This is a genomic window from Bacteroides sp. B1-V-101 (assembly GCF_023656585.1).
GTDB classification, from domain to species: domain Bacteria; phylum Bacteroidota; class Bacteroidia; order Bacteroidales; family Bacteroidaceae; genus Bacteroides; species Bacteroides thetaiotaomicron.
The window spans coordinates 1-25,005 of the sequence record NZ_JAMOKH010000042.1; the positions used below are offsets into that span (position 1 = coordinate 1).

Below are 25,005 nucleotides of genomic sequence, written 5' to 3' on the forward strand. Positions count from 1 at the left end.
GATTCAGCCTATAGTCATTTAAGACTAGTGTCAAAGTTAGTTCACTGCAACTCTACTTTTCAAATATACACTTATATTTTGTTGTGATATTTAATACTGCAAATGTAAATGTGTCAAAAGTCAATAGTAACGAAACTGGGGCTGACAAAAAAGTCGGCAGTATCTTAAATCTCCTCCTTCGGGAAGGAGGAGTACCCGCAGGGGGAGGTGGTAGGTGAATACACAAGCTATTGCTACTGACTTTTGCCCCCCCATTAATGAGTAATATTATTACCGAAGTGTTACACTCAATTTATTCCCCGAAGGTATATCCGAACTATTGCCATACATGATTTCATATTTTCCGGGCATAATACGCATAGTATTTGTAGTCGGATCAAAGAACTCAAATGTAGTTGGCAAAAGATCAATAGATACAACACAAGTCTCTCCCGCCTTCAGCGGTACCCGACGGAAAGCGCGCAAACTCTTTATCGGCCCTTCCGCATCATCTACTTTGCGGACATACACCTGAATAACTTCAGCTCCATCATACTTCCCTGTATTCTTCACATTGACTTTAAAATTCAAATCCTGTCCGGCAGATATAGTTTTCTTATTCAAACGTCCTTTGGAAATATTGAAAGTAGTATAACTCAATCCGTATCCAAAAGGAAACAAAGGAACTTCCGTCATATATCTATAGGTACGGTTCTTCATACTGTAATCTTCAAAATCCGGCAACTGGTCCGTATTTTTATAAAAAGTAACGGGCAGCTTTCCACTCGGATTAAAATCTCCGAACAGAACGTCCGCCACAGCCAGTCCGCCAGCCTGCCCGGGATACCATGCCTGCAAGATAGCATCACAAGACTCCATCTCAGGAACCAATGCGACCGCCGAACCAGAGCAGTTTACAAAAACCACCTTCTTACCCGCTTTCTTCAATGCTTTCAGGATATCACGCTGCACTTGCGGTAGTTCAATTGAAGTACGGTCGCCGCCAGCAAAACCGGGACTGTTAACGGAGTACATTTCTTCGCCTTCCAAACTCGGCGAAATGCCACCTGCGAAAATAACAATATCCGCTTCTTTGACTCTATCGACAACCATCTCAGGTGAAATATGACGATAAACACCCAAATCAAACCTAAGCAACGCTTCCGCACCTGCCTGCATATATTCTATTCTGATCTTATAATCTGTCCCCGCAATTGCTTTCAACGTATATTCCCTTTTAGCACTGGCATGTTCTCCCCAATAATCAATCACCTTTTCCCCGTTCACATATACCCGATAGCCATCATCTCCTTCAATCAGCAACTCATAAGCTCCACTCTCTTTCGGACGAAAACTTCCTTCATAAACAGCAGTAAAATTATATAAGCCCACACCTGTGGCAAAGGCCGTATTCCCACCATTACTCAGATTAATCGGAGAAGTAATCTGACTTGTAGCCGCTACATCACCACTCAAATTCATATTATTCCAGTAGGTAGCCGTCAGACCGGGACGCCCATTGTTGGAGATCTCATTAAAATAAGATTCAAAAATCCGATTATCCAGCAACTCACATCCTTTCTCAAAAGGCACATCGCCTATCTTGCAGCGAATCCCTTCCAAAATAGTATATGTATGCGAGGGTACACCTTCGTAGTTTCCCCATTGCATCACCGAATCAACCGCATTCGGTCCCATCACTGCGATACGTGCCCCTGTTTTTGCCAACGGAAGCACACCATTATTGTGAAGCAATACCATAGATTTACGTGCCAGATCCAACGCCATCTGTTTGTGCAAATCACAATCCACAGTATCTATACTAATTTTGCTCCAGGGGACGATAGAGTCCGGATCCATCTCGCCCAAAGCAAAACGGGCTTTCAACAAACGGCGCAAACTTGTGTCTATACGTTCTTCTGTAATTAATCCCTGCTTCACAGCTTCCTCCAAATGCGAATATATCGAACCACATTCAAGGTCAGTTCCATTGATCACAGCAGAAGCACTGGCATCCGCAGCATCTTTATGTGTCTCATGGCGCCCTTTCACAAAAAAATCATCAATAGCACCGCAATCACTTACGACCAAATGTTTATAGCCCCATTCATCCCTCAATATTTGCGTTAACAACCGGTTGCTACCACAACAGGGCTCTCCTTCCAGGCGTTGATAAGCGCACATCACTTCCTTCACGTCTGCCTCCTGCACCAAAGCCTTGAAGGCCGGAAGGTACGTCTCCCATAAATCACGGGGAGAGAGATCTTCTACATCAAAAGAGTGACGTTTCGCCTCAGGACCACTATGCACTGCATAATGCTTGACACATGCATGAGCCTTGTCATATTCGGCATCTGCCGGTCCCTGCATTCCCTTTACTACAGCTACTCCCATACGGGTGGTCAGATAAGGGTCTTCACCGAAAGTCTCCTGTCCCCTTCCCCAACGCGGATCACGGAAAATATTCACATTCGGATTCCAAAAAGTAAGCCCTTCGTTTCCATATCCATAGCGGTTACGGCGATGTGCATCGTGGAATTTAGCACGTCCTTCATCACTGACGGCAACATACACTCTTTCAATTGCTTCATCATCAAAGGTAGATGCCATACCCATAGTTATCGGAAACACTGTAGCCAGTCCATTGCGGGCAACACCATGCAAAGACTCGCTCCACCAATTATAGGGAGCAACCCCTAGCCGTTCTACCGCAAAAGAAGAGTTTTTCATCAATCCTACTTTTTCTTTCAAGGTTAATCTCCCTATTAAGTCTTCCGCACGCTCTTCCGGAGCAAGTTTCGGATTCTTATAGGGTTCATTCTGCGCGAAACTGCCCATCGACGCAACGATACTCAAACTTAAAGTTAACAGTACTTTTTTCATTTTGTCCAAATTAATTAAAGCTTTATTTATTATGTTACCTTGCAATTCCACATCGAAAAACTACATTCTAATCATTGTTTTCAAATACAATAACTATGATCGGGGAATGCTGTCGGATTTATCTGTTCAAATGGAAACGCCTAACTTGAAACAGCGATGAATGATAAATGTAGTGCAAAAAAAGCTGCCATACCAAACTTTTTTCCAACTATTTTTATTACTAAATAATTTTTGCGAATCAAAGCTTATTACTATCAGCCTCAAAACTTGATTATAGCCAAAAGTACATGAGTTTCTATTACATCATTAATAATCTGACTACTTCAGAAAGTCTATCTGAAAAGAAAAGAGGCTATTGAAAATACAGATAAAGTAACAGCCTGCTAAGAACAGCAAGAAAAAAGATAAGTCTATTCCGACACTATTAAATAATGAGAAAGAAGGAATGTCTTATTTTTATAACTAAAATGAAAGAAGCGACAATAGAATCTCCCAGCCTCGTTTCACCTTATCTTTCAAGAATTTCAAGGCCTTACCCATATGTATTTCTACAGTCTTCTGACTAATACCAAGTCTCTCGGCTATCTCCTTGTAACTCAGATTTTCTTCACGACTCAACAGGAAACATTTTCTTTGTTGCTCAGGAAGTGAATTGATTAACCGATCAATGAAATTTTTTAGTTGGGAAGCACAATAATCCTCCTCCACAGTAGTGGAGTTATAATAACCTTCGTTTCCATAGGCTACCAAAACAGAGGTTTTGAAAAGATTCTCATTTACTCTCTTCTTATTTTTATTAAATACGATGTTTCGGGTAACAATAAAGAGAAAACCTTTGATATTTTCATCTTCCTTCAGTAAATGCCTTGATTCCCACAACTTCACAAACACATCCTGAACAATTTCCTCTGCATCAGCAATTGTAGCGATGTACAATCGGCTAAAGTCATAAACCTGACTCCAATACTCGTTATACAAATCAATAAACGCCTGATGATCACCGCCCTTAATAGCCAATACTCTTTCTCTTTCGTTCATATTTGTGCAAATATTAGTGACAACAAAGCTATACATTATTTAAAAGATACAAAAATAAAACACATTTTTTTTTATATCCGATAGGGGTAAATGTAATATGGGGAGTATTTAGTATGTAACCGAAGTCAATAACAATCATTATCACTAATATATAAGGGCGTGAATTCAATAGAACTCATTAATATTATAAAAAAGATGTTAGCCGACAGACTGACAACTTCCGAAAGGGAACAGCTTCTCAATGAGAAGCCTATGGTTAACTTTCAGTCTCAACAATGGGATAAAGCTCCTAAAGCTCATATACAAGATCATGTTCCCCCGCACACCATACTCAATAAGATTATGGTCAGATGCCGGAACGAAAAACAGCCTTTAGAGAGAAACAAGAAATACTATCGTATCGGATATTCCATCGCTGCCACTGTTGCCATCTTCATTATCGGCTTTTGGATTGCCAACAATATTTCATCATCCGACATTAATATCAGTGCTCCAATGAATGATAAGCTGGCAGTCATGCTGCCGGACAGTTCGGAAGTATGGCTCAACGCAGCTTCTCAAATTCGCTATCACAAGTCATTTCTGAACAACAGAGAAATCTTCCTGGAAAAAGGAGAAGCTTTCTTTAAAGTGAAAAAAGCTCAGGGAGCACCCTTCAGGGTTTATTTCCGGGAATCGCGTATTGAAGTGACCGGAACGGAATTCAACATCAAAGCCGGGCACATGGAATCGGAAATTACCTTATTCACCGGCTCCATCAAATTCCAGGCAGAGGAAGGACAGCGAGAACTGCCGATGCAACCGTCTGAACGAATCGTATACAATACCCAGGCCAAATCAGTTGTACGTACGAATATAGATATCAACGAGTATGACTGGCGCTCAAGTAAATATCGCTTTACCAACAAGCCATTACAGGAATTCATCGATTTTATCAACCGTTCATACCATGTAAACATCATAATTAAAGAAGAAAAGCTCAAAGAGCTGAAGTTTAACGGAACTATACGTAAAGACGAGCCGCTTACCAATATCATCGAAAAGATATGTATCAGCCTCGATTTAAAAGAAAAACAAGAAAATAACAACATCATATTATATTAATACATAAAAAAACAATTTATCTATATATTCACTATTAACCTTTTAGAAACATGAAAAACATGCATTTTAGTAACAGCATACTCAGATATGCCGTTCTATTGATTTGCTTCCTTCCAATGGCTCTCTACGCTCATGGCGCACAAGGAAAGAGAATCATTCTCAAGGGTCAGTCTATCACCATGCAACAGGCTATTCAGCTGATTGAAGAAAATAGCCAGTACACTTTCTTCTTCAAGTCCGGTGTTATCGCCAATGACGAGAAAAAGGATTACGATTGCGAAGGAGACATTAATGAAGTTTTAAGAAAAGTATTCAGTAACAGCGGAATTGACTATGTCATCAAGAATAATGAAATTATCTTGAAAAGCGCGAAAGCAGAGACTGTTCAGCAAAAAAGTCAGGGACCGAAAAAGTCGGAAATCGTAGGTGTGGTAGTCGACGCCAATACAGGTGAATCCATTATCGGTGCTTCCGTACAAATCAAAGGGGCTGCTACAGGAGTAATCACCAACATTGACGGAAAGTTCACGATCATGGCTGCTCCTTCGGATGTTATTCTCATTTCTTATGTAGGATACACACCCAAAGAAATCAAGATCGGTTCACGCAAAGTGTTATCCATCGATTTGAATGAAGATGCCAAGCAGTTGGAAGAAGTAGTCATCACAGCTTATGGTACAGGACAAAAGAAAGCCAGTATGGTAGGCTCTGTTGAATCTATTAAACCAACTGAATTAAAGGTACCTTCTACCAATCTGTCTACTGCATTTGCCGGACGTCTGGCTGGTGTTATTGCCGTCCAGAAAAGTGGTCAGCCGGGAGCTGATGGCGCCAACTTTTGGATTCGCGGTGTTTCGACCATGAACGGAGTCACCGATCCACTAATCATTCTGGATGGTGTGCAGGTAAGTTCAAGTGACCTGAATAATCTTGATCCCGAGATTATCGATAGTTTCTCTATCCTGAAAGATGCTACCGCAACAGCGATGTACGGTACCCGTGGTGCCAACGGTGTGATGATTGTAACCACCAAATCGGGTATGAATCTGGATAAGCCGATTATCAACTTCCGTATGGAAGCACAAATGTCTCAACCGACCAGTACCCCTAAATTCGTAGACGGTGCCACTTACATGGAACTTTTCAACGAGGCCGTAAACAATGACAATAGCGGTGACGTGCTTTACAGCCAAGATAGAATTGACGGAACACGTGCTGGATTGAATCCTTATATCTATCCGAACGTAAATTGGTATGACGAATTGTTCAAAGACGCTTCTTATAGCGAAAAGTTCAACTTTAACATCCGTGGCGGTGGTAAACGTGTAGACTACTTCTCCAGCATCTCTGTCAACCACGAATCCGGTATGTTGAAGAATCGTTCAAAGGATTTCTTCTCCTATAATAACAATATTGAAATCATGCGCTATAACTTCCAGAATAACATCAACGCCAAATTGAGCAATTCTTCTAAGTTGTCCTTGCGCCTGAACGTACAGTTGTGTGACATGACTACTCCTAACCAAGGAGTAGGAGCCATCTTTACCAATGCCATGAATACATCACCTGTTGAATTCCCGGTATATTTTCCGGATGACGGTGAAACACCTTATATTAAATGGGGAGCTACAGAACGTGTCAACGCCGACTATCAGACCAACCCGGTGGCTCAGGCTGCTACAGGCTACAACAAAGGATTCCAAAGCACAGTCATTGCAGCACTGGAATTTAACCAGAAGTTGGATTTCATCACCGAAGGTCTGAGTTTCAAAGCACTGGCTTCATTCAAGAACTGGTCGAGTTCCGAAAACAAACGTGAAGGGAAGTGGAACAAATTCGCACTGACCGGATACGAAGACGATGGCAATGGTGGCTACACCTACACAACAAGCCGTATTGGAGACGAATATACGACAAACCTGACCGCAAAGAATACAAATTCCGGTGACCGCCGTTTCTATTTGGAAGGAATGGTCAATTACAGCCGTACATTCGGTGAACATGACGTCAATGCGATGCTAATCTATAGCCAGGACGAACTTGTTAACAACACACCGGGCGATGGGAACTTTATCGGTTCATTGCCTCAACGCAAACAAGGTCTTGCAGCACGTGTCTCCTACGCTTATGCCGGGAAGTATATGGCTGAAGTGAACGTAGGATACAATGGATCGGAGAACTTTGCCAAAGGACACCGTTTCGGTCTGTTCCCCTCCATTGCCGCAGGTTATAACATCAGTGAAGAATCTTTCTTCAAACCTTTGAAAAACGTTGTTTCTAAATTGAAGCTACGCGGTTCGTGGGGTCTGGTAGGTAACGACCAGATTAATGGCAGCCGTTTTATCTACATGTCTCAAATTGACCTGGGCGGCAAAGGATTTACAACAGGTGTCAATCAGAATGTAACCTACAATGGTCCCGTTTATCAACGCTATGCCAATGAAGATATTACATGGGAGGTAGGAGAAAAGATTAATTTTGGAGTCGATTTACAATTGTTCCACTCTTTAGACCTTACTTTTGATATCTTTCGCGAAAATCGTCGCGACATCTTCCAGGAGAAAGGGACCACTCCGACATATATGGGTACAGCTACCACTAAAGTATACGGCAACCTGGCAGCTATGCGCAATCAGGGATTTGAATTAGCAGCCAGCTATAACAAGCAGTTCAACAAAAACTGGTTCGTCAGCTTCAAAGGAACTTTCACATATGCGCATAATGAAATCACCCAATATGATGAATCACCGAAATATCCATGGCAGTCAAAAATCGGAGTCAGTGCCAATAAGAATGCCATTTATATTTCTGACGGACTCTTCATTGATGCAGCAGATATTGCCAACCACCAACAACAATTGGGAGCGGCAGTGATTCCGGGAGATATCAAATATATCAATATTTCAAGAGACTGGTACGGATATGATGATAACCTGACAGATACAGACGACTGGGTATGGGCAAAGCACCCTGGAGTCCCGGAGATTGTATATGGCTTCGGTCCCTCTATTAAATGGAAGAATCTGGATTTCTCCTTCTTCTTCCAGGGAGTAGCCAAAACCTCCTTCATGGTAAAAGATTTCCATCCCTTCGGTGACAGTATGCTACGCAACGTACTTTCATGGGTGGCAGACGAACGCTGGAGTCCCGACAATCAAAACACCAATGCGACTTACCCGCGCTTGTCACGCAAAACCAATAACAATAACAACAAGTTGTCCAGCTATTGGGAGCGTAACGGTGCCTTCCTGAAATTAAAGAATGCTGAGATCGGATATACCTATAAGAATATGCGTTTATACATCAGCGGTTCTAATCTGATGACCTTTGCTCCGTTCGATCTGTGGGATCCTGAACAGGGTGGTGGCAGTGGTCTTTCATATCCGACCCAGCGCGTATTCAACATTGGATTCCAAATGACTATTAACAACAAATAATACCTTAAAGATATGAAAAAGAATACACTATATCTATTTATCCTCTTATTGATTACAGGGCTGAATACTTCCTGTAACTATCTGGATATCGTTCCCGACGAAACAGCCACGGAAAAGGATGCCTTTGCCAATCCCCGTGCTGCACTGCGATATTTATATTCCTGCTACGGATATCTGCCTCAGTCAAACATGGTTCAGTCATGTATGGACTTTACCGGTGACGAAACGATCAGCCCGTTTGCCGAAAGTTACGTAAAATTCGCTGAAGGTTCTTATGACTCAAGCAATACAATTATCAGTTATTGGAATACACTGTTTCAGGGAATACGTCAATGCTATTTGTTGAAAGAAAATATCCACTCCGTTCCTAAGATCAGCCAGGAGGAAGTCGATCTTTACACGGCAGAAGCCGACTTCCTGATCGCCTATTTCCACCTCCTTCTGATCAAATGTTACGGGCCGACCATTTTGGTAAAAGAACTTCCGGCACTCGACACTCCCGCAGAGAATATGCTTGGACGTCGTCCGTACGATGAATGTATCGACTGGGTTGCCGACTTACTTGACGATGCAGCCACCAGACTTCCTGCCACACGCAATAGTTCGGATTATGGGCGTGCCACGAGCGTCATTGCCAAAAGCTTAAAAGCACGTATGTTGCTTTATGCCGCTTCACCATTATTCAATGGGAACCCTGATTACACAGACTTTAAGAACCCGGACGGCGAACAGCTCATGTCGACCACTTATTCGGAAGAAAAATACAAACGTGCAGCAGATGCAACATGGGAAGCTATTCAGGCGGCATCAGGAGCCGGTCACGAGCTCTATATAGCCAGTACAACAAGTAATGCTTATCCGGAACCGACCAACCTGACAGAACGCACACTTCGTATGACTTTCATGGATAGCGAAAACTACAAAGAAGTCATCTTCCCCGAAACCCGTAAAGCAGGTGCTTATGGTATTCAACGTAAATCCATACCTTTCTTCCCACGTGGCTCGTGGAATGGTATAGCCCCCACTATTACCATGCTCGACCGCTTCTACACAGTCAATGGATTACCGATTGACGAAGACCCCGAATTCAATACAAACAACAAACTGGATATCGTAACCATCCCTGAAGGCACTACCTATGCCGAACCGGGAAAAAGAACATTATACATGAACATGAACCGCGAACCCCGATTCTATGCGTGGGTTGCATTTGAGAACGGTTATTATGAATGTCGTACAGACGATAAAAGATATGCTTATCACAAATTCTGGGGTGCTGAGCGTTCTGAAGGAGACAAGTGGTTGACCGGATTTCTGGCAACAGAAAACTGCGGTGTCAGAGCCGATGACGGAAAGATAGTCACTGCGGCACGCTCTCAGAACTACTCCAAAACAGGATACCTGAACAAAAAAGGTGTACACCCAGGGATACAAGCTACCGTTGGTACCCCCGGACCAACGGTAGAATATCCATGGCCTGTGATACGTCTCGCTGAACTTTACCTGAACTATGCCGAAGCCTGCGTAGGATATGGTAAAGAAGGATATCCCGAAAAAGGAATGGCTTATCTGGACAAAGTACGCGAACGCGCCGGACTAAAACCGGTACTGGAAAGCTGGGCAAATGCCAAAGTTCCTTTGACAAGCTATGACGGCCAATGCGGTCCCGACGGCAGAGTGATGAAAATCGTCAGACAGGAACGTATGATCGAGCTTTATCAGGAGAATCATAATTTCTGGGACATCCGCCGCTGGAAAATGGGAGAAACTTATTTCAATGTCAAGGCACGTGGTCTGAACATTCTTGCCGAGACAATGGAAGACTTCGCCAAGATTGTGGAGATACAGGACAAGCGTACATTCGATGCACCCCGTCAGTATCTGATGCCTATTCCGGCAGGTGAAGTAAGCAAGAACCCGAACATGGTGCAGAATCCGGGCTACTAATCAATGATGAATAACAATTATTAAAAATAATCTGATCATGAAAAAGATACTTATAACGATATGTCTTATCGGAGGATTAGCCATGCTCTGGTCTTGCAGCGATGACAAAGATTCCTATCCGGTACCCAGCGACATCGAAAATCTAAAAGCGACTCCCGCTCCGGGACAGATTACCCTGAGCTGGACCAACCCTGCCGATGAAAACTTATATTATGTACAGATAGAATATACAATCGGAGCCACAGGAAAGTCATACAGAAAACAAGTCAGCCAATACGCCAGCGAATTGGTAATAGACAATCTGCTCCAAAAGTACGGTGAAATAGACTTTACTGTACAAGCCTTCAATCGTGGCAATACGGCAGGGCCCAGCCACCAAATAACGGCTCAGGCAGAAAAAGCCAACCCTACTTTCGGCACTCCCGTAAAGATAGATCTGGACTATAAGAAAATATGGACGAATGCTCCATTTCCTACCCGTCCGATAAAAGACCTGGTAGACGGAAATATAGCAACCTTCTTCCACTCGTGGTGGAGCTCACTAGTGGAAATGCCACATTATCTGGTAGTAGATTTAGGCGAAGAAGTCAGCGCTATTAAATTCCGTTCGACTAATACCAACCGTGCGAACGATAGTTCATGGAAAACGATCAACTTATATACAAGTGATAGTTATAATCCAGCAGAATGGTTTGATGGCGTCGAGAAAATTGATGGCAATACAGTGGATATCTCACAGGCAGGCACCCACAAGGAAACTACCTTAACAGGGCTTCCTAACGGAGTGAGCGAAGTGTATAACTCGGAGATAATTCCGCTGTCAAAACCTTCCCGCTATCTTTGGTTCGAAGTGACAGAGACCACGAAGGGAACCCCTTATTTTGCTTTAGGAGAACTAGAAATCTATCAATGTTCAATGGTCGTACTCGAATAAAAAAAGAATGAAGAAATATATACTGCTTTTCTTTCTATTATCGCTTCTGCCATGCCTGTCTACGGCATGCTCTGACGATGACGGCTCTTCAACCCCCAATTTAACCGTTGGAAAAGAGACAGTTGATTTCAATAGTGAGTCCGGTAGCCAGAATGTAGCTGTTACTACCAATGTGGATATCTGGACCGTCAAATCAGATAAAAATTGGTGCCACCCGTCTGCAGACGGGAAGGCACTGAAAATATCTGTAGACGAAAGTGACGAACGATACGTGCGCAAAGCAACCGTTACCGTTATAGCTGCCGACCAGACAAAGACAATCACAGTACGCCAGTTGGGATACGAAGCAGCCATTCTGGTTGACCAGTCCAGCTTTGAGGTAGGTGTTATCGGTGGAGAAATCCAGTTTGACGTGACGACAAATGTAGAAGTAGCCATCACTTTGCCGGAATGGATTACCGCAAAACCTGCCAGCCGTGCACCGGCCACAGTCACCACCCCCCATACATATATGGTGAAAGCAACCGGACTTGACAGTCAGCGTCATGGCAACATTGAAATAACAGAAGTATTACCGACTATCGATCCCGATACGGAACAGGCAGAACCTGTAAGCGCATCCGTATTTGTTACCCAGAAAGGACTCAACGAATTTGCCGAAGGCAACGGAGAAGACGTAAAAGGTGACATCAAGATCAAAATAGTAAGCGGAACGGCTTCTTCTTTTCAATCCGGCAGCAACATCGAAAAATCTTTTGACGGAGATTATTCGACACTTTATCATTCCAATTGGAGTAATGGTGCAGGCAACTATTTCCCCATCACATTAACCTATAATTTTGAAACAGTCACAGATGTCGATTATTTGATATATCATCCGCGCAACAACGGAAATAATGGTAGATTCATAGAAACAGAAATACAATATTCAGCAGACGGTCACACATTCACAAAACTTATTGATAAGGATTTTCAAGGTTCAGCTACGGCAGGCAAAGTAACATTTGACCAAACGATACAGGCAAAGTCTTTCCGTTTCATCGTAAAAAGCGGTTCCGGTGACGGACAAGGATTTGCTTCATGCGCCGAGATGGAATTCTTTGCAAAGAATCCCGTGAACTTTGATTATTCGACTCTCTTCACAGATGCAAGTTGCAGTGAACTGAAAACCGGTATTACGGAAGATGACATAGCGCAGTGCGAATACCCGTTCTTTAAGAATATAGCCTACTATATGATTAAAGGCAAGTATCCCGCAGAATTCCGTATCAGCGAGTTCAAGGCATATCCCAATCCGGATATCCAGTCGGAAACCCACAAGACCAACCCTTACAGCCAGTTGGACAATCCGACCGGAATATCGGTCAAGGCAGGTGAAAACCTAATTGTGTTGGTGGGAGACACACACGGATATGACATCGGACTGCGGGTACAGAATCTGGATGCACCTGAGAATGACGGTTTTGGCGGAGTGACCTACTTACTGAATCAGGGAATCAACAAGCTTACTATCAGCGAACAAGGACTGGTGTACGTGATGTATGTCACAAAAACGCTGGATGATCCGGCAGCGGCCCCTGTCAAAATCCATTTTGCATCGGGAAAAGTGAACGGCTACTTCGACTCACAAAACCCGGAGCATAACGGACGCTGGTCGGAACTGCTCAACAAAGCAACCAACCGGTATTTTGACGTACTGGGGAAATATGCCCACCTCACTTTCGAGACGAGTGACCTCCGGACGTACACAGGTTCCAAGGGAGATGAACTGATAGACCTTTATGACAAGATCGTGTACAGCGAGCAGCAGCTGCTGGGCTTGGAGAAATATGACAAGATGTTCAGAAACCGGATGTATCTGAATGTCATGTATAAGTCCTATATGTACGCCACAGCCTATCACACAGCCTACAACCGAACAACAATGAATGAAATCTGTAGTCCGGAAAAGCTGAAGACAAGTGCTTGCTGGGGACCGGCACACGAGATAGGACATTGCAATCAGACCCGTCCGGGAGTATTGTGGGGCGGTAACACGGAAGTGACGAACAACATCATGTCCGAGTACATACAGACCACCATTTTCGGCCAGCCCTCCCGCATACAGGTCGAAGACATGGGAATCACCTACCGAAACAGATACTCCAAAGCATGGAGTGGGATTATTGCCACCGGAAACCCGCACGCCGACTTCCAGAATCTGGGAAAGAATAATGCCAACGATGTATTCTGCAAGCTCGTTCCCTTCTGGCAACTGGAACTCTATTTCGGAAAGGTGCTGGGCAGGACTCCGTTGCAACAGGCGGACAAAGGAGGTTTTTATCCGGAAGTATATGAATACGCCCGCAATAAAGACTACACCGGAATGACTCACGGAGAGATTCAGCTTGACTTTGTATATGCCTGCTCCAAGATTTCCGGTATGAACTTACTCGACTTCTTCACTAAATGGGGATTCCTGACTCCGGTTGACAAGGAACTGGACGACTACGGGAAAAAGCAGCTGACCGTGACACAAGACATGATAGACGCTCTCAAACAGAAAGTGAACGCACTGGGAGGCACCCGTCTGGATGTCGCTTTAGAATACATTTCGGATAACACGTACGAACTGTATAAAACGAAACCCGCCATCATCAAAGGAGAGAATGCCACTCATGCTCCCAAGACATTTACGGTAGGTTCCGGCGACAATGCGGTGACTTACAACGGTGAGACCATCACGATCAAGAACTGGACCAATGTAGTGACGTACGAAGTGAAAGATGAAACCGGCAAATTCATCCTCATCTGCAGCGGCGAAAATGCCCCTTCGTCTGTAGATACATTCACCATTCCGGTTCGCTGGAAAGATGGTTTCCGGTTAAGCGCCGTTTCCGTTACGGGCGAACGTATCGACATTCCAATGAATTGATCGTATCTCAGATACATTCAAGATAACTTTTTATCGGGTTAGGTATCGAAGGGTGTCCGCAGGCGGGCGCCCTTCTTGCGTAACACAATCGTAGCATATTTGTTACGCGTTCTTCAATCAACTGTAAAAAGCAAGAAACGTCAAACCTCTACTTTTGCAGCAAATAATTAACGCACGCTAACATTTATGAAACGATTTCTCAGATTAGTCTCTTTGACTCTTTTAATCATGAGTACAAGCGGAAATACTTTTGCAGAGGAAAAAGTAAACGTAGCCCGACAGGGTACGATCCGTGGACGCATAGTAGACACTTCCAAGCAAATTCTTCCGGGAGCCTCCATCTACATCGAAAAACTACATACCGGAGTGACAAGCGACGTCAACGGTTATTATACATTCGCCAATCTCACACCGGGCACATACACCGTGAAAGTCAGCTACGTAGGCTACTCTCCCGTCGAAATGAAAATCACTATTCCGGCAGGAAAGACACTCGAAAAGGACGTCGTACTCAATGAAGGGCTCGAACTGCAGGAAGTAGTGGTAGGCAGCGCCTTCCAGGGACAACGCCGCGCCATCAACTCACAAAAGAACAACCTCGGAATCACCAATGTCGTTTCAGCCGATCAGGTCGGAAAGTTCCCCGATTCCAATATCGGCGACGCCCTCAAACGTATCAACGGTATTAATGTACAATACGACCAGGGGGAAGCCCGCTTCGGACAAGTCCGCGGTACTTCCGCCGACCTCAGTTCCGTGACCATCAACGGCAACCGCCTCCCTTCTGCCGAAGGCGATACCCGTAATGTCCAGCTCGACCTCATCCCCGCCGACATGGTGCAGACAATCGAAGTGAACAAAGTCGTTACCTCGGATATGGACGGAGATGCCATCGGCGGCTCCATCAATCTGGTGACGAAAAGCACTCCTTACAAACGGATGTTCAGCGCCACAGCAGGAACCGGCTACAACTGGATCAGCCAGAAAGCACAGCTGAACTTAGGATTTACCTACGGCGACCGTTTCTTCAATGACAAACTGGGAATGATGGCCGCCATCTCTTATCAGAACGCTCCGTCAGGATCGGACGATGTGGAGTTTGAATATGACGTCAACAAAAAAGGCGAGGTAGTCATGGTGGAAGCACAGAAACGCCAGTACTACGTGACCCGCGAACGCCAAAGCTACTCCCTGGCTTTCGACTACGACATCAACCCGAACCACCGGCTGACGCTGCAAGGTATCTACAACCGTCGCCACGACTGGGAAAACCGCTACCGCGTCACCTATAAGGATTTGGATAAGACAGGACTAGACGACGAAGGAGATATGCAGCAATCCGCCCAGATCGAGACAAAAGGAGGAACACCCGACAACAGAAATGCCCGTCTGGAATTACAACAGACAATGGACCTCAGTCTGAGCGGTGAACATCAGTTCGGCAAACTATCCGTCAACTGGGGAGCTTCCTACGCCCGTGCCAGCGAAGACCGTCCGAACGAAAGATACTTCAGCCTGAAACAGGACTTCCTCGGCTTTACCGTCGTAGATGCCGGCGACCGTTTCCCTTACGTGACTACGGACGTCAGCCTGCACAACGGAGAAGCGGACGGCGAAAGAGGCAAATGGAAAGTGAAGGAACTGACCGAAAGCAACCAGGAAATCTACGAAAAAGACCTGAAGTTCAAAGTCGACTTCGAACTTCCGCTGACAAACGGCATCTATGGCAACAGCCTGCGGTTCGGAGCAAAGTACGCCTCCAAGACCAAAGACCGCAACACCCTCTGCTATGATTACGCAGATACGTACAAAGACACCTTCGACAAGGATTACATGAACAACCTCACCAGCCAGATTCGTGACGGATATATGCCGGGAGACCAATATAAGCCGACCGATTTCGTATCCAAAGAATACCTGGGCTCACTCGACCTCAGCAGTATGGAAGGCGAACAGGTGCTCGAAGAATCATCCGGCAACTACCACGCCCGTGAGAACGTAACTTCCGCCTTCTTCCGCTTCGACCAGAACTTGGGAAAGAAGATAAAAATGATGGCAGGCTTACGCATGGAAGCCACCCACATCAAATACAACGGCTGGAACTGGAACGTAGCCGACGACAAAGACGAGACAGAAACCCTCGAACCTACCGGAAACCATAAGAACAGCTATGTCAACTGGCTCCCCAGCCTCTTGTTCAAATACGATGTGAACGACGACTTAAAGCTCCGCGCTTCGTTCACCGAGACACTGAGCCGCCCGAAATACTCCGCATTGATCCCCTGTGTCAACATCAACCGCAGCGACAACGAACTGGTGATGGGTAACTCCGACCTGACCCCGACCATCTCCTACAATCTCGACCTCAGCGCAGACTACTACTTCAAAAGTGTCGGTCTGATCAGCGCAGGTATCTTCTACAAGAAGATCAATGACTTTATCGTCGATCAGGTCATCGGTGACTACACCTATCAGAACAACGAATACAAGAAGTTCACCCAGCCCAAAAACGCCGGCGACGCCGACCTGCTGGGCGTAGAACTGGCCTATCAACGCGACTTCGGCTTCATTGCTCCCGCACTGAAATGTATCGGTTTCTATGGTACGTACACCTACACCCACACCCAAGTGAACAACTTCAACTTCGAAGGTCGTGAGAACGAGAAAGACCTGTCCCTGCCGGGATCACCCGAACATACAGCCAATGCTTCCCTTTACTTCGAAAAGAAAGGTTTCAACGTACGTTTCTCCTACAACTACGCTTCGAGCTTCATCGACGAAATGGGAGAAGTGGCAGCTCTCGACCGTTACTATGACGCAGTGAGCTACATGGACCTGAACGCCAGCTACACCTTCGGCAAGAAGATAAAGACCACGTTCTATGCAGACGCCACCAACCTGCTGAACCAGCCTCTTCGTTACTATCAGGGAACCAAAGACCGCACCATGCAGGCGGAGTACTACGGTGTAAAGATTAATGCCGGCGTAAAAGTTAACTTCTGACAGCACGCAAAGCGAAAACCTCCGTTCCTAAGAATGGAACGCCCCGTTGGTTTTAAAGGAACGGGGTCTTGGTTTTAAACCAACGCCTCGTTCCTTTAAAACCAAAAGAACAGAGAATTTCAGTCTTTCATTAACGACAATTATAAACAACTAATAATCAATATAATATGAAGATAAAAAGCTTATTCATTCTTCTTTTCCTTTCCGTCTTTACATTCGCCCACGCACAGCTCACGGATTATTCCATCTTTGACAAGAAGTTTAACTTCTATGTAGCCAATGATTTAGGTCGCAACGGCTACTATGACCAAAAGCCAATCGCCGAACTGATGGGCACAATGGGCGAAGAGATAGGTCCCGAATTTGTATTAGCCACCGGAGACGTTCACCACTTCGACGGAGTGCGTAGCGTGAACGACCCTTTGTGGATGACCAACTACGAGCTTATCTACTCCCACCCCGAACTGATGATCGACTGGTTCTCCATCTTAGGCAACCACGAATACCGTGGAAGCACTCAGGCAGTACTGGACTATACGAACATCAGCCGCCGCTGGTCGATGCCCGACCGTTACTACACCAAGGTATTCGAAGAAAAAGGAGCTACTATCCGCATCGTCTGGATAGACACCACTCCGCTGATTGATAAATACCGCAATGAAAGCGATAAATATCCGGATGCCTGCAAGCAGGACATCAGCAAACAGCTGTCATGGCTGGAATCTGTACTGGCAAGTGCCAAGGAGGACTGGATCATCGTAGCCGGCCATCACCCCATCTATGCCTACACCCCGAAAGAGGAAAGCGAGCGGCTTGATATGCAGAAACGCGTAGACAGCATCCTGCGCAAGCACAACGTAGATATGTACATCTGCGGTCATATCCACAACTTCCAGCATATCCGTGTACCGGGAAGCGACATTGACTATGTAGTCAACTCCGCCGCCTCTCTCGCACGCAAGGTAGAACCCATCGAAGGTACAAAATTCTGTAGCCCCGAACCGGGTTTCTCCGTTTGCTCTATCGACAAGAAGGAGCTTAACCTGCGTATGATAGATAAAAAAGGAAATGTACTTTATACAGTAACCCGAAAAAAATAAGTTCTCTATTAAAGAAAGAAATTCTACTCTCAGAAAAAACACACACGACAAAGGGCGTCTCCTTCGCGATGAAGGGGGCGCCCTGATTTATTATAGTACTCCTTTGCCCCGACAGATGCAAAGAAAATCACAAGTTCATTAAGTAACGAGCTTATATTATTCTGATTTGTTACTCTGACTAGCAGTATCCGCAGTGTTACTCTTGCTTAGATCATCCTTGGGAGTCGTCGTTGCGTTCCCATCACGGACAGCCATGTAATGCGGAGACATAATCTCAATTCCCGCTTCATTAAACTTATCCTGAATAGTCTGATGCAAATCAGAATAAATCTGAGACATCTTATGCGCCTCCTCGATATAAGCATTGATCTGATACACCGGATACCAGTCGCTCAACGAAGTTTCCAGCACGAACGGGCGCGGGTCATCCACTACTCCGGGCGTATTCAACGCAGCATCAATCAGTATCTGATTGACCTGGCGCCAGGGGACATCATAACCGATGGATACCTCCGAATGGATAATCAAGCCATACTCCCGTGCCGATGTACTATAATTCACGGTATGTGAAGACATGATAAAAGAGTTGGGCACCGTCACCACCTCATTTTTCGGAGTGCGGATACGGGTGACAAGCGGCGTCTTCTCTATGATATCGCCGGTAGTATCGTTCAGTTTAATCCGGTCGCCCATTTTGAACGGGCGCATATAGGTAATCACCAGTCCGGCAATAATATTTCCGATAACGGTACTTGATCCGAGCGAGACAATCAATCCGACAAAGACCGAAATTCCCTGGAACACACCGGAATCAGAACCCGGCAGATAAGGGTAAATCATCGCAATCATAAATGCGTAGAGCAGGAACCGGACGATGTGGAAGGTCGGCATGGCCCAATCCGGGTAAAAACCGTTGAATTTAAGACGCCCCGCTTCTATCTCACGAGCCAGATAAAGCACCATACGTACCAGATACTTCACCGCATACCAGATAACAACAATTGTAAACAGATTGGGGACATAGTCTATTATATCCACAAAGATTTTCCGAATCGGATTCCAGATATAACCCAGCAAGCGGTATGCCAGTCCTTCGGTCTGCGGGAAGATGATAAAAATCAAAGGGACAGTAATCAACAGTTGTATCCCCATAAGGATATAACGTCCGATGCCTGCCAAAAAGACTAACAGATTGGCTTGTTTTTGAGCATCCAGCAACTCATATCCCTGGATAGACACAGGCTTTATCTTCGTATCTTTCAGACGCAGGATACGTACTTTCAGTTTGCGAAATGCCCAGTTGGTCAGACGGAAAAGGAGATACTGACCGACAATCACCAACAGAAAATAAAGGATACGCTTCGCCATTCGCCAAATGCTGTGCTCCGCTTTCATCTCATGCAGTTTGGTGATTACATTCTGCCGCCTCTCTTTGGCAAGGGAGTCACGGGAGACTCCTTCCCACAAAGCATCCTGATCTGTAAGAGACAACAATACTTTATTGCCATACATCAGGTCGGAAACAATATCCGAATGGTCGATGGAAACGGAATCGGGACGGATATTAAAACGCTTTCCTATCTCTTCGATAGCAGCACCGGTCATCTGTGCCCGTTGCTGGGGAGTGTATCCGCCGCGTTTTGTAAAAAGATAAAACAGGGTATCCCCTTCGGCAACTACCGGTATTCCTTTCGTGAATTGACGCAGTGAGTCGATACGCTGCCGTTGCTGGGAGAATTTCACCGAATCGGCGGACAGCATCTGAAGCCTCATCTGCTCCATCTCCATACGCATATTGGCTTCATTGAGCCGCGCTTCTTCCAATGATTTCTGCAGATTTGCCACACGGGCAGAATCAGAATCCCTATGCAAAGAGACTGGATGCGTTGCTACTGTATCTCCGGCGAAAATCTTCTTGACTGCCTGCTCCAGTTGCGCCTGTACATTCACTGCAAGGGAAACCATCATCAGCAGCAATGCAAACCGTTTTATTTTTTTCATATCCATATAGAATGATTCCAAGTTAGGTGAATTAACTTTAATTTCACTTTTTAATAAACATGGCAAACATACGGATTGTTTTTGACATAACAATTCCCTAAATGATTATCTTTGCCCCAAAAGAGAAAAATTATGAATATACTATTACTTATCGGAGGATTAATTCTCATTTTACTAGGAGCTAACAGACTGACAGACGGTGCCGCTTCCGTAGCCAAACGTTTCCGCATACCTTCCATCGTTATCGGACTGACCATTGTCGCTTTCGGCACGTCCGCTCCGGAACTGACGGTGAGTGTCGCTTCAGCCCTGAAAGGAAGCGCGGACATTGCCATAGGTAATGTAGTAGGAAGTAACATATTCAATACGCTGATGATCGTGGGATGTACGGCACTGTTCGCTCCGATTATCATCACCCGGAACACTTTACGAAAAGAGATACCGCTCTGTATCCTTTCGTCTGTGGTATTGCTGATATGCGCCAATGACATATTCCTCGATAATGCCACAGAAAATATACTGAACAGAGTAGACGGTCTGCTTTTACTCTGCTTCTTCGCCATCTTCATGGGGTATACGTTTGCCATCGCTTTCCCAAAATCTTCCGCTGCACCGGAACCGGCAGCACCGGAACACACGGCACCGGAAGAAGAGATCAAGCTGCTTTCGTGGTGGAAATCCATTCTCTATATCATTGGCGGACTGGCGGCACTCATCTATGGAGGTCAGCTGTTCGTCAACGGAGCTACAGGGATTGCCCGCAGCATGGGAGTCAGCGAATCCATTATCGGATTAACGCTGGTAGCCGGAGGAACTTCCCTGCCTGAGCTTGCCACTTCCATCGTAGCTGCGCTAAAAAAGAATCCGGAAATGGCTATCGGAAATGTAATCGGCAGTAATCTCTTCAATATCTTCTTTGTATTGGGATGCAGCGCCAGTATCACGCCCCTCCATCTTAGCGGAATTACAAACTTCGACCTGTTCACACTAGTAGGTTCCAGCATTCTGCTTTGGCTGTTCGGGCTGTTCTTTGCCAAGCGGACCATTACACGGATAGAAGGAAGCATTATGATACTTTGCTATGTGGCATATACGGTGGTGCTGATTTATAATTCTTGATAAGGTAATCCATACCCAACAATAAAAGGCTTCCGGTAATCATACCCGAAGCCTTTCACTTTTATCATAGAAACAAATCATTTATTCCACTTCAACCGCAGTCAATACATTCACGCCATACTTTCCATCCTTAGAAATCCACCAGTCCGTATCTCCATTGGCACAATGGATGGCATAACGAGGATTATATCTGAGTCTCTCCGATCCGTCCGGTATCCACAGACCTAACTTATAAGTTCCGGCAGTCAGCGAGGCAGGAAGTTCAAGGGATACATCCACTGTATGCGTCAGCGAAGTATAGGTAGAATCCTTTGGTTCGAATGGTTGCCAGTTCTTTGGATTGGCATCGGCCGGAAATTCCGTAACCTCTCCTGCATCATCAATCAATACGAAATAAACAGGATGTTCACCAAATACGGTGGCAAAACCTCTGTTCTTCAAGCTCAGTTTCAAGACGTTCTCCTTTCCACTCACGAATTTGGAAGGAAGCTGAAGTGATTGCAGCTCAATCCGGTAACCCAGATGATCGCGTATATAATCGAACACATTGCGTTTTACCTTCGTTCCGTCTTTCTTCTGGAAGTAGCTGTCGGACACCGGCATATGATGTTGGAGGAGGGAGTCTTCCGTTATCATCGTTTTCTTCCAAACCACCATAGAGTATTCGGGCGGATTATTCTCGTCGAACCGCTTGTTGGGATGTTGCTCCTTATAGTTATGTATGATGCTTAACGAAGTATAATGCTGGAGGAATAAACGTCTTGCCACTTGCAGACCGTCAATAATCCATCCGGCAGAAGGACTGTCCGGATCAGCGCCCACACTCCAGAATCCCCAGGGCAGTTCACCGTCTACTACGAGGTAAGGAGATTCCGCCACTATCTGATCGAACTTCGGTGTCCCTTCGTGCATATCGGCATCCCATCTGTCGGGGCGTATGACAATGAAGTCATCATGGAAAGAAAGTCTCTTGTACAGTTCCGGTTTATCTTTCAGCAGATTCTTAAATTCCGGGAGTCTGACTTGTACATTTCTCTCGGCAGGAACCACAGAAAGCAGTTTTTCCAATACGGCAGCTTTTGTTTCTTTCGAGTTTTCCAGTCCCTGAACCGAACTGTGCCATTCGCCCCATGCGCCAATCATTCCGGCTTGTACGACCAGAATCAGATCTTTATTTTTCTCCAGGAAAGGTTTCAACTGATCCAAGTGCGCCAGTATCTGTTCGCCGGTAGGACCGACAGGCGACCGTCCCATAAAGTCGCGTTCGTAGGCAAAACGCAATACGGCCTTTTTTCCTTGCTTTTGCAGTTCATCAAAATATGCCTGCATGGTCCGGAAGTTTTCTTCAGACAGCTCTTTACCTATTAAATAAGTCAGATAAAAGTAGCTCTGTGAGAGTGAAACACTATCTGCTACATATTTAGCAGACAATTCATTCAGTTCTTTGGTAGGAGTGTCTTTTTCATGCAGCACATCCACCGCAGTTTCCAGCCGGAATCCCCTGCCCGGGTTATATAATCCATTTTCTCCCTGCGGATCATCTACACAGATTCCGCGAAACTCCAGCGTCCGTTGACTATGACCGCATCCGCTTGCCAATAAAGCAAAGAGTGCAACTATCATGCTACTACCTATCCAATTCCTTTTCATAGTAATAATTTTGTTTACCGGACAAATGTATAACAAATCCGGTGACAAGCATTATTTACCGGTCATTTTGTATAAGAAAGTATCAGTATCGGATAAATAACGCAAAAGTATTAGTTAATGCTAAGATTGTATTTGCCCTGCTGTCGGAATAATTCTACCTTTGCCATATACTTCAGCTATGTCTCCATAGCCGTAGATTTAATCTTAAAAATAAGGCAATACATGAAAAGACTTCATTGGATCTTACTATTAATGATTCTGCTGATCCCGACAGAAAGTATCAGTGCCAAAAAGAAAACAGAGAAAAGTGACAGAGAAATCTGGTGCGACGTAATGTACCGGATGGCTGCTCCTGTATTAAGCAACATGAGCGAAGGTCTGCTGAAACAGAATATGCTCGTAGAATTAAGTCCTACATGGGACGGGCGCAATCAGAACGTCACTTATATGGAATGCTTCGGTCGCCTAATGGCGGGACTGGCACCGTGGCTGTCATTGCCCGACGATGAAACTCCGGAAGGACTCCAACGCAAACAACTGCGGGAATGGGCATTGAAAAGCTATGCTAACGCGGTAGATCCCGCTTCCCCCGATTATCTGTTATGGCGTCAGGAGAATCAGACCTTGGTGGATGCCGCCTTCCTGGCAGAAAGTTTCCTGAGAAGTTATGATGCCTTATGGATGCCATTGGACAGTATCACCAAGCAGCGGTATATCGCCGAATTTACTGATCTCAGACGAGTTGATCCTTCTTATAGCAACTGGCTGTTGTTCAGCGCCACCGTAGAGTCCTTCCTTCGGAAAGCAGGTGCGCCCAGTGACACTTACCGCATCAGTTCCTCTCTGCGCAAGATAGAAGAATGGTACGTAGGTGACGGCTGGTATTCGGACGGACCTCGTTTCGCATTCGACTATTACAATAGCTTCGTCATACATCCTATGTATATAGAAGCACTGGAGGTAATCACCGAAGCCGGTAAACGTGAGAAAATAGGAAATATGCCCGGCTGCAACTTCCATGAAGCGATCAGACGTGCCCAACGATTCGGAGTAATCCTCGAACGCCTCATCTCTCCGGAAGGTACGCTACCTGTTTTCGGACGTTCTATCACTTACCGTACCGGCTCTTTGCAGACATTAGCGCTGCTTGCGTGGCGCAACTGGCTTCCCGAAGAATTATCAAACGGACAGGTACGCGCAGCCATGACGGCTGTCATCCAACGTATGTTCGGAGACGGTCGCAACTTCAATGCGGCAGGTTTTCTGACACTAGGATTCAACGGTTCCCAGCCCGGTATTTCGGATTATTACACTAATAACGGCAGCTTGTATATGGCATCGCTTGCTTTTCTCCCGCTAGGTCTGTCTGCCGATGATCCCTTCTGGACGGATGCTTCACAATCCTGGACTTCGAAAAAAGCATGGGAAGGAGAAGAGTTTCCGAAAGATCATTCTTATCATAAAGAATAAGTGAGAATCAGCGTCTTATAATAGTTTCCAGTCGTACTGGAAACTATTGTCCATTCACATCGGAAACTGTTTTATCACAGCCAGCTCTTGACTTTTCCTTTTTTATTTTGTATCTTTGAAGGTAGTAAAAAGAAGAAAAACAATATGAAACGTATAAAATATAAGACATAATAGCATCCAATAAGGCATCTGTTTCCATCTATAAAGGAATTGGAAGGGAGAAAATCAGCACTGATTTTCTCCCTTTTTGTTTATATAATTCCAAGGTTACTCAGAAATTTCCCAAAAATAGTTTTTAATAAACTTGGATACCGTTTATAATAAACCTCTCAACTATTTATTAAAAACGCTCAAACGGTTTATTATAAAACTGTAAGGATATTATTGCAGCCAAGCTGAAAGGATATTCATAGTTGAACAGAACAG

At 45.0% G+C, this 25,005-nt stretch carries 13 protein-coding genes; 9 read left to right on the forward strand and 4 right to left on the reverse strand.

Features of this window, described 5'->3' with window-relative positions:
- Window positions 1–270: 270 nt before the first annotated feature.
- Together xyl3A and NBH01_RS21980 are read right to left on the reverse strand one after the other, a co-directional pair.
- Entirely contained in the window at window positions 271–2,862 is a 2,592-nt protein-coding gene (gene xyl3A / locus NBH01_RS21975) for a xylan 1,4-beta-xylosidase (RefSeq protein ID WP_225679563.1), read from the reverse strand.
- A 462-nt stretch (window positions 2,863–3,324) separates the two neighbouring features.
- Complete coding sequence (locus NBH01_RS21980) at window positions 3,325–3,900, reverse strand: RNA polymerase sigma-70 factor (protein ID WP_195439660.1); 576 nt, start codon at window positions 3,898–3,900, stop codon at window positions 3,325–3,327.
- Between the two features lie 195 nt (window positions 3,901–4,095).
- Here NBH01_RS21980 and NBH01_RS21985 point away from each other — a divergent pair, with 195 nt between their 5' ends.
- From NBH01_RS21985 to NBH01_RS22015, 7 genes are all read left to right on the forward strand, one after another.
- Window positions 4,096–5,004 carry a FecR family protein gene (locus NBH01_RS21985; RefSeq protein ID WP_234141595.1) on the forward strand — a complete coding sequence of 303 codons (909 nt, stop codon included), beginning with the start codon at window positions 4,096–4,098 and terminating at the stop codon, window positions 5,002–5,004.
- A 59-nt stretch (window positions 5,005–5,063) separates the two neighbouring features.
- Window positions 5,064–8,441 (forward strand): SusC/RagA family TonB-linked outer membrane protein, encoded by a 3,378-nt coding sequence (locus NBH01_RS21990; protein ID WP_250700308.1) that lies wholly within the window; start codon window positions 5,064–5,066, stop codon window positions 8,439–8,441.
- Window positions 8,442–8,453: 12 nt separating this feature from the next.
- A complete protein-coding gene (locus tag NBH01_RS21995; RefSeq protein WP_072067062.1) occupies window positions 8,454–10,388 on the forward strand; it encodes a RagB/SusD family nutrient uptake outer membrane protein in 1,935 nt (644 codons plus the stop codon).
- 37 nt (window positions 10,389–10,425) lie between these two features.
- Window positions 10,426–11,322 (forward strand): DUF4959 domain-containing protein, encoded by an 897-nt coding sequence (locus tag NBH01_RS22000; RefSeq protein WP_008761774.1) that lies wholly within the window; start codon window positions 10,426–10,428, stop codon window positions 11,320–11,322.
- A 7-nt stretch (window positions 11,323–11,329) separates the two neighbouring features.
- Complete coding sequence (locus NBH01_RS22005) at window positions 11,330–14,236, forward strand: M60 family metallopeptidase (protein WP_250700299.1); 2,907 nt, start codon at window positions 11,330–11,332, stop codon at window positions 14,234–14,236.
- Between the two features lie 186 nt (window positions 14,237–14,422).
- Window positions 14,423–17,239 carry a TonB-dependent receptor gene (locus tag NBH01_RS22010; RefSeq protein ID WP_250700300.1) on the forward strand — a complete coding sequence of 939 codons (2,817 nt, stop codon included), beginning with the start codon at window positions 14,423–14,425 and terminating at the stop codon, window positions 17,237–17,239.
- Between the two features lie 167 nt (window positions 17,240–17,406).
- Window positions 17,407–18,339, forward strand: coding sequence for a metallophosphoesterase (locus NBH01_RS22015; RefSeq protein WP_008767295.1), 933 nt, complete (start codon window positions 17,407–17,409; stop codon window positions 18,337–18,339).
- Window positions 18,340–18,495: 156 nt separating this feature from the next.
- Here NBH01_RS22015 and NBH01_RS22020 read toward each other — a convergent pair whose 3' ends face one another.
- On the reverse strand, window positions 18,496–20,346 hold the full coding sequence (locus NBH01_RS22020) for a mechanosensitive ion channel family protein (protein ID WP_250700301.1): 1,851 nt from the start codon (window positions 20,344–20,346) through the stop codon (window positions 18,496–18,498).
- A 126-nt stretch (window positions 20,347–20,472) separates the two neighbouring features.
- On the opposite strand from NBH01_RS22020, the gene NBH01_RS22025 reads away from it, so the two are divergent.
- Window positions 20,473–21,459 carry a calcium/sodium antiporter gene (locus NBH01_RS22025; protein WP_195380668.1) on the forward strand — a complete coding sequence of 329 codons (987 nt, stop codon included), beginning with the start codon at window positions 20,473–20,475 and terminating at the stop codon, window positions 21,457–21,459.
- An 81-nt stretch (window positions 21,460–21,540) separates the two neighbouring features.
- Here the strand turns inward: NBH01_RS22025 and NBH01_RS22030 are convergent, their stop codons facing one another.
- The gene (locus NBH01_RS22030) at window positions 21,541–23,109 is read right to left on the reverse strand and encodes a DUF4832 domain-containing protein (protein ID WP_195380669.1); all 1,569 of its coding nucleotides are present in this window, start codon (window positions 23,107–23,109) and stop codon (window positions 21,541–21,543) included.
- A gap of 222 nt (window positions 23,110–23,331) precedes the next feature.
- Between NBH01_RS22030 and NBH01_RS22035 the strand changes: the two genes are divergently transcribed.
- Entirely contained in the window at window positions 23,332–24,579 is a 1,248-nt protein-coding gene (locus tag NBH01_RS22035; protein ID WP_195380670.1) for a DUF2264 domain-containing protein, read from the forward strand.
- Window positions 24,580–25,005 lie beyond the last annotated feature (426 nt).

Excerpts from the sequence above, each read along its gene's own strand:
- NBH01_RS21995 (WP_072067062.1), top strand. The coding sequence starts at position 8,454 with ATGAAAAAGAATACACTATATCTATTTATCCTCTTATTGATTACAGGG.
- xyl3A (WP_225679563.1), bottom strand. The coding sequence starts at position 2,862 with ATGAAAAAAGTACTGTTAACTTTAAGTTTGAGTATCGTTGCGTCGATG.
- NBH01_RS22030 (WP_195380669.1), bottom strand. The coding sequence starts at position 23,109 with ATGAAAAGGAATTGGATAGGTAGTAGCATGATAGTTGCACTCTTTGCT.
- NBH01_RS21980 (WP_195439660.1), bottom strand. The coding sequence starts at position 3,900 with ATGAACGAAAGAGAAAGAGTATTGGCTATTAAGGGCGGTGATCATCAG.
- NBH01_RS21990 (WP_250700308.1), top strand. The coding sequence starts at position 5,064 with ATGCATTTTAGTAACAGCATACTCAGATATGCCGTTCTATTGATTTGC.
- NBH01_RS22000 (WP_008761774.1), top strand. The coding sequence starts at position 10,426 with ATGAAAAAGATACTTATAACGATATGTCTTATCGGAGGATTAGCCATG.
- NBH01_RS22035 (WP_195380670.1), top strand. The coding sequence starts at position 23,332 with ATGAAAAGACTTCATTGGATCTTACTATTAATGATTCTGCTGATCCCG.
- NBH01_RS22025 (WP_195380668.1), top strand. The coding sequence starts at position 20,473 with ATGAATATACTATTACTTATCGGAGGATTAATTCTCATTTTACTAGGA.
- NBH01_RS22020 (WP_250700301.1), bottom strand. The coding sequence starts at position 20,346 with ATGGATATGAAAAAAATAAAACGGTTTGCATTGCTGCTGATGATGGTT.
- NBH01_RS22010 (WP_250700300.1), top strand. The coding sequence starts at position 14,423 with ATGAAACGATTTCTCAGATTAGTCTCTTTGACTCTTTTAATCATGAGT.
- NBH01_RS22005 (WP_250700299.1), top strand. The coding sequence starts at position 11,330 with ATGAAGAAATATATACTGCTTTTCTTTCTATTATCGCTTCTGCCATGC.
- NBH01_RS22015 (WP_008767295.1), top strand. The coding sequence starts at position 17,407 with ATGAAGATAAAAAGCTTATTCATTCTTCTTTTCCTTTCCGTCTTTACA.
- NBH01_RS21985 (WP_234141595.1), top strand. The coding sequence starts at position 4,096 with ATGTTAGCCGACAGACTGACAACTTCCGAAAGGGAACAGCTTCTCAAT.